5 protein-coding genes and 2 pseudogenes are annotated in these 5,942 nt (G+C 63.1%); 1 reads left to right on the top strand and 6 read right to left on the bottom strand.

All coding sequences use genetic code 11. The annotated features are described in order from the left end of the window. Nucleotides 1-167 precede the first annotated feature (167 nt). From VKI00_RS00450 to VKI00_RS00430, 6 genes and pseudogenes are all read right to left on the bottom strand, one after another. Entirely contained in the window at nucleotides 168-2,393 is a 2,226-nt protein-coding gene (locus VKI00_RS00450; protein WP_324434415.1) for an MMPL family transporter, read from the bottom strand. Next, entirely contained in the window at nucleotides 2,386-3,453 is a 1,068-nt protein-coding gene (locus tag VKI00_RS00445; RefSeq protein ID WP_324434413.1) for a hypothetical protein, read from the bottom strand. Before VKI00_RS00445 ends, VKI00_RS00450 begins: the two co-directional genes overlap by 8 nt. A 417-nt stretch (nucleotides 3,454-3,870) precedes the next feature. Continuing rightward, a pseudogene (locus VKI00_RS33645) lies at nucleotides 3,871-4,065 on the bottom strand (FAD-dependent monooxygenase); the annotation flags it as partial. 120 nt (nucleotides 4,066-4,185) lie between these two features. Further along, nucleotides 4,186-4,914, bottom strand: a complete 729-nt coding sequence (locus tag VKI00_RS00440; RefSeq protein ID WP_324434411.1) for an FAD-dependent monooxygenase — start codon at nucleotides 4,912-4,914, stop codon at nucleotides 4,186-4,188. A 35-nt stretch (nucleotides 4,915-4,949) separates the two neighbouring features. Then, nucleotides 4,950-5,087 carry a hypothetical protein gene (locus VKI00_RS00435; protein WP_324434409.1) on the bottom strand — a complete coding sequence of 46 codons (138 nt, stop codon included), beginning with the start codon at nucleotides 5,085-5,087 and terminating at the stop codon, nucleotides 4,950-4,952. A 103-nt stretch (nucleotides 5,088-5,190) separates the two neighbouring features. Further along, the gene (locus tag VKI00_RS00430; protein WP_324434407.1) at nucleotides 5,191-5,424 is read right to left on the bottom strand and encodes a hypothetical protein; all 234 of its coding nucleotides are present in this window, start codon (nucleotides 5,422-5,424) and stop codon (nucleotides 5,191-5,193) included. 284 nt (nucleotides 5,425-5,708) lie between these two features. Here VKI00_RS00430 and VKI00_RS00425 point away from each other — a divergent pair. Further along, nucleotides 5,709-5,942 (top strand): annotated as a pseudogene (locus VKI00_RS00425) (hypothetical protein); the annotation flags it as partial.

Here is a 5,942-nt window from a genome sequence, read left to right as displayed (position 1 = left end):
ACATCTGGCTGCTGCGACTGCGCGCGCTGCTGGCCCGGGCCCGCCGCGACGATGTTGCCTACCGGGACTTGGTGAGTCGCTACCGTGCGATGGCGGAATCGCTTGGCTTCGAAGGACACATCGCCTGGGCGAAGGCGATGTAGAGAAGCCTACGGTGCGCACTTCTTTCAGACGTCCGAGGGAATCTTGGCCGGTACATTGGTTTCGTGGAGGGATGCGGTGCGCGATCTTAAGGCGCGGAACGGCGCGGGGGCCCACCAGTTCGCGCTGCCCAACAGCCGCATCGCCGCGGGCATGAGCACTGCGCGAATTAATGTGGCATCAACCAGGATTGCCAGCGTCAGCCCAACGCCGGTCATCTTCATGAACGACACTTGGGACGTGGCCATCGCAATGCACACGATCGACATAATGAGTGCAGCCGCCGTGACAATGGGTCCCACCCGTTGCAGCCCGTACATCACCGCTGCGTTGGTGTCGCCATGGGCGCGATATTCCTCGACGATTCGCGACAACAGGAACACTTCGTAGTCCATCGACAGGCCGAACGCCATGCAGAACATCAGCACCGGCGTCGGGGCGGCGAGTGTCCCGATCGCGGTGAACTCACCTACCAGCCACTTCAGGTGGCCCTCTTGGAATATGAACACCATGGCGCCAAGCGTCGCCGACAGGCTGATCACATTGAGGATCAATGCCTTGAGCGGGAGCACAACGCTGCCGGTGAAAGCGAACAGCAGCGTGAACATCGCGACCACAATTACCCCGGCGGCCAGCGGAATACGCGCGACCAACGCGTCCTTCGTGTCGATGTTTTCCGCGGTGAGTCCGCCAACCAGAACCGGTCCGGGTGCCGGCGGATGACGGACCTGCTCGAGCAGCCGATCCGCCTCTTCGCTATAGGGATCCACATCGGGGAGGACGGTCAAGTGGACGCCTTCGGCGTGGAATGTCGTTGTCCCGGCGATTCGTTGGCTCTTGGCATAGCTCGCCGAGGGCGTGGTGACGGTTACCACGTGCGGCAGCTGTGATAGTGCGGTGGCGTACTCGTAAAGCCGATCCCGTGCCACCGGGGCGTCGACGATCACGTCCATGGCAGCAGTGGGTTGTGCCGGGAACTCGTTGCGTATCGTGTCGCCCACTCGCCGGCTTTCCACGGATGTCGGCATCGCGCGGTCATCAGAGAAACCGATATGGATGCCGAAGAACGGCGTTCCCAACAGCAAGACAAAGATCAGAACCGCGCCGCCGAGCAGCACGGGCCGCCGCATCACCAGTCGCGCGGTGCGGAACCAGAACCCGTTCTCGACAGCGGGTGTCCGAGGATGGGTCGGTCGCCCGATTAGATGTCGGATCGGACGGCGCAGGTCCAGCGAGTCGACTCGTGCGCCAAGGAGCTTCAGCAGGGCCGGCAATACGACAACGGCGCACAGAGCAGCAAGCATGACGACCCCGATGCACGTGTAGGCGATCGAGCGCAGGTACATCATCGGAAAAGTCAACATCGCGAGCATCGACAGCGTCACGGTCAGCGCTGAAAACACCACAGTGCGCCCGGCAGTTCTCACAGACGTGACGACGGCCGATTCGGTATCGTGCCCGCCGGCACGTTCTTCACGGAACCTGGTGACAATGAACAGGCTGTAGTCGATCGCCAGTCCGAGGCCGAGAATGGTCGTGAGGTTCAGCGCATAGCTCGACACCGGCGTGAAGTTTGTCAGCAAGGTGAGCAGACCAAGCGTGCCGACGATCGAGAAGACTCCGATGATGAGCGGCAGTCCGGCCGCGACTAGACTGCCGAACACCAAGAGCAGCAGCAGACCGATGACCGGCATTGCGACCGCTTCACTCGCAAACAGATCCTTGGTGAGCTGTTGGGTGACGTCGATATAGGCGATCGCCTCGCCGCCCATCTGGAGATCCAAAGGGCCGCGGTGGGTATCGCGGAAGGTCTCGGTGAGGTGCTTGGCGACCTTATCGAGGGCAAGTTCGTCGCCTCCGACATGTGCCAGGACCAGCGCCCGAGTACCGTCGCGGCTGCGCAACAGCTCCGAGGTACCGGGACCCCAGTACGACACCACAGCATCGACACCGGGAGCGTCGGCAAGCTGTCGGGTGATCGACCGTCCGGCTGTGACGGCGTCGGGCTCGTCGACGGATTGGCCTCGGCTGTTGGTGGCAAGGATCACGACGTTGGGCTTGCCGGCGTGGAATCGTTGCGACAGAAGGGCTGCGGCATGTTTCGATTCCGACGACGCGCTCCAAAAACCACCGCCGGCAAGTCTGTCAGCGACGTGGCCGCCATACGCCATTGCCGCGATAAGCAGAACGAGCGCTGCCGCTATGACCATTTTTGGTTGTGAGACGACCAACCGCCCGAGCCGATCAAACATTGTTGGCTCCTTGCAAGGTCGGGATCGCTTCCGACGCGGCCTTGCGCAGCGCGGCGGTCGTGTTCTCTATCAATGTCTCACCTCGGTGCGACGAGATGATGCCCTCGGTGTAACCAAGGTTGAGCGCAAGTTCGTCGTGACCGCTCGCGGCTGTCAGCATCGCGTAGCCAGTAATGGACATCCCGGACGCAAACTGCACGCCCGAAAGCTTCCAGGCACCGATTTGCGTTGGGAAATCACTTACGTCCAGAAATGTGAGGCACATGTTGCCAGGGCCACGGGAGTCCAGGAGCTTGACGACTGCGCCGACGTTCGCTGGCGTCTTTGGGGTGAGCAGAGAAACCGCCCCCATTGCAGACAGATGGTGTCGGCGTCGGATGCCGACGCGTAGTTCGGCGTCGAATGGTTCGGCGGTCTGCCACAGGGACTGTCCGGCCACGTGGGCCACGGGTATCGCAAGCATCGCCTGAAAGCTACCGGCCGAGTCGTCATCGATCGGTTCGGCCAGATGATCACGGAATGGCACCGACACAGCTAGGCCGATGTTCGCCTGCACAACAGCCGCATCGGCACCCGCCGCCATCGCCAGTGCTGCGCCAACCGCGGCTTCAGGCAGGATGCGCCGATCGCGGCATGCGGCTTGTAGCGCATCGTATTCGGCACCACTTATTGAACGGTGGGCCAGCCGGCTGAACCGCTCTCTCGGTGGCACCCACGCTTCGGGCGCCAGCCGCACCGGGACTCTCCTGCGGTCCCTGACCGCATCCGAGGCGAGGCGGGCCAGGGCGCGGCCCTTCCCGCGAACACCACGGAACGCTTCGGGAACAAGCTTTTCTGCCCCGGACGTCATCGACCTCTCCGGTACCCAGCCGGTCGAAGCGTCCGCTGCGAACTCAAGTACCTGGCGCGTGAACGAGATGACGGTGACGCAGTCCGCGATCGAGTACGTTGAAGTAAGCACGAGATCGCGCACGCCGGTATCGACGGTGATGAGGGTGGCGCGCAGCAACGGCCCGTCCAGATCAAAGCGGTTGCGCAGTTCGTGATCGATCTCGTTCAACCAGGAGCCCTTTTCGACCAGCCGCAGTGGAATTGGACGAAGAGGCGCGGGGATGAATCGCGGATTCGCGCCGCCGTCGCTACGTATCGTCGCGCGCAATACCGGATGCCGGTGCGCGAGTGCGTCCAGCGCGGCGCGGACGGCGGTTACGTCGATCCGACCGCTGATCCTTACCCGTGAGACGATGTGCAGTGGCGCCACGTGATCGACAGTCCAGTGCCAGCGTTCCAGCGCCGACAAGCGACGGGGGAGCGGGGCGAATCGCTGCGGGTCGCCTAGTCCCGGCCAGATCATCGACTTAGTGACCCGTTCCACCCACTGCTTCTCGCTCGCATACCGTATCGACCGATTATGGACGGCGATCGTGGCCCGGTTGGCTGTTTGTTCGACACGGGCCAGTGAGCGTGATCTTTCCACCAAAGCCGTTGTGCGGCAGAGGCGTTGCTGCTCGTAGGTGCGCAACGCGGCATCCGGATCGCTCTGGAAAGTCAACGCGTGGGCGAGCACCACCGCATCCTCGATCGCAGCGTTGGCACCTTGACCTAGGCTGGGCAGCATAGGATGCGCGGCGTCGCAGAGCAGAGTGACCCGGCCGTGACCCCACCACGGCAGCGGCGGACGATCCCGTGCCGGCAGTGCGAGGATGTCGCATTCAGCTGTTGCAGAAATGATTTCGCTGATCTCCGGGGACCAGCTGCGAAATCGCCGGAGGACGTCAGTCTTGCCGTGCGGTCAGTAAGCGGCCAGATCAGGGACGGTCGACATGGTGGCCCACCAATAGGTACTTCCGTGGCCGATGTCGTGGACGCCGACGCGCATACCGCGACCCCAGAAGTGGACCGATTCGCTCTCGGCCAGAAACGAATGGCGGAAGGGCGCAAGTGCCAGCCAGCAGACGAATCCGCCGGGGCGCGGTTCTGTGGCGCCATGCAGCTGCGCCCATACCACGGAGTCGATGCGGTCGGCGCCGATAAGGATGTCGGCCTCGAGCTTCCTCCCGTCGGCCAAGCGCACCATCACGCGATCGGCGCTGTTCTCGAATTGCACCGCCTGGGCGCCGGTTTCTACTCGCATATTCGTTCCCGCAGTGTTCAGCAATGTGGCATGAAGATCTTTGCGGGCCAGCGCGACTGATGGTGCACCCAATTTCGCGTCGATCGGTGCCATCTCCAGCCGGCGTAACAGCGCACCGTTCGACGCGCGGAGACTGAATGTGATCGCCCGGCCGCCGACGCGCAGAAGTTCCTCGCCGAGCCCCATGCCCAACGTGCGCAGCGCGTTCATAGCATTGCTCTGTACCGAGAGCCCGAATCCGGCGGCGCGCAGGTCGGGAGCGCGTTCGCACAGGGTCACATCAATGCCCGCCCGCTGCACCGCAACAGCGGCGGTCAGGCCGCCAATGCCGGCGCCTACAACGATTGCAGAACGAGTACCGCCTGATGTCCGAGCGAACGTGCTCACGGATCCTCCTGCTTGCCAGCGTGTTTGAGATACGATCAGGCGGACCGTTCACGGTCGACCACGCCGGTCGCACGGTCGAACACCGCACGCCACACGATGGCCATCTCTACAACACCGCACAACCACGCGGTGCCCATCACTAAGAGGGCCGCATCGCGAATCGAACCAGCCATACGCCAGGCGTCGTGCCGAAACTTTCGGACTCGCTCCGGGGCCGCCCATGGTGCGATGCGATCAGTGTTATCTGCGTAAACCATTGTTGTAATTCCTTTCATTTCAGTGCGGGACGACCTGTGCCCACCGAGCCGCTACGCGGTGTACTTCCTCATCTGAACCCCTGACCTGCTGAATGACGCGCAGGTTCAGGCCGTAGTGCGTGGCGACCCAGCTGATGCCGCGCTCCCAGTCGACGCGCAGCAGGGTGCCGTCCTTGGCCCATCGGTGGCCTGTTGCGTGCGGAGCGATCATCGTCATAGCGCCGCCGCGACCGGCGAATCTTGCGGTACCCATCGTCGCTCCTTGTCCTGGCGAAACAGTGGCCACCGTGTCGGGTGACGAGTTTCACGATGGGAATCGTCGCTCAGGTGGGGTGCGATGAGCTCAGTAGTACGCCACTGCAATCTGGTCCCATTTCGGCGCGGGACTACTGAGTCGCGATCTTCAGTTCCTTGCCTCTGGCTGGGACGCCGAAGTGGCTGCCGATAAGCCGCTCACCTGGACAGGCACGGCCCTATGCTGAGCTTGGTAATTAATCCGGTACTTGTGTGAAGGCTCCGGTGACCGCAGCTGGACTTATGTGCACATCGTGTGGCACCGAACCCTCTCGGGCGAGTGCCCGGTACTGCGATGCCTGCGGTTCCCCGCTAACAGGCCAGGATGGCCAGGCTGAGTACAAGCAGGTGACGGTGCTGTTCGCCGATGTGGTGCGCTCGATGGACATCGCGGCCGCCGTGGACATCGAGCGGTTGCGCGAGATCATGACCGAGTTGGTGGAGCGCTCGGCGGCGGTGGTGCAGCGGTACGGCGGT

Source organism: Mycobacterium sp., assembly GCF_035314665.1.
Taxonomy (GTDB): domain Bacteria; phylum Actinomycetota; class Actinomycetes; order Mycobacteriales; family Mycobacteriaceae; genus Mycobacterium.
This window is presented reverse-complemented; position numbering and strand designations above follow the sequence as displayed.

Excerpts from the sequence above, each read along its gene's own strand:
- VKI00_RS00450 (WP_324434415.1), bottom strand. The coding sequence starts at position 2,393 with ATGTTTGATCGGCTCGGGCGGTTGGTCGTCTCACAACCAAAAATGGTC.
- VKI00_RS00435 (WP_324434409.1), bottom strand. The coding sequence starts at position 5,087 with ATGGCTGGTTCGATTCGCGATGCGGCCCTCTTAGTGATGGGCACCGCG.
- VKI00_RS00430 (WP_324434407.1), bottom strand. The coding sequence starts at position 5,424 with ATGGGTACCGCAAGATTCGCCGGTCGCGGCGGCGCTATGACGATGATC.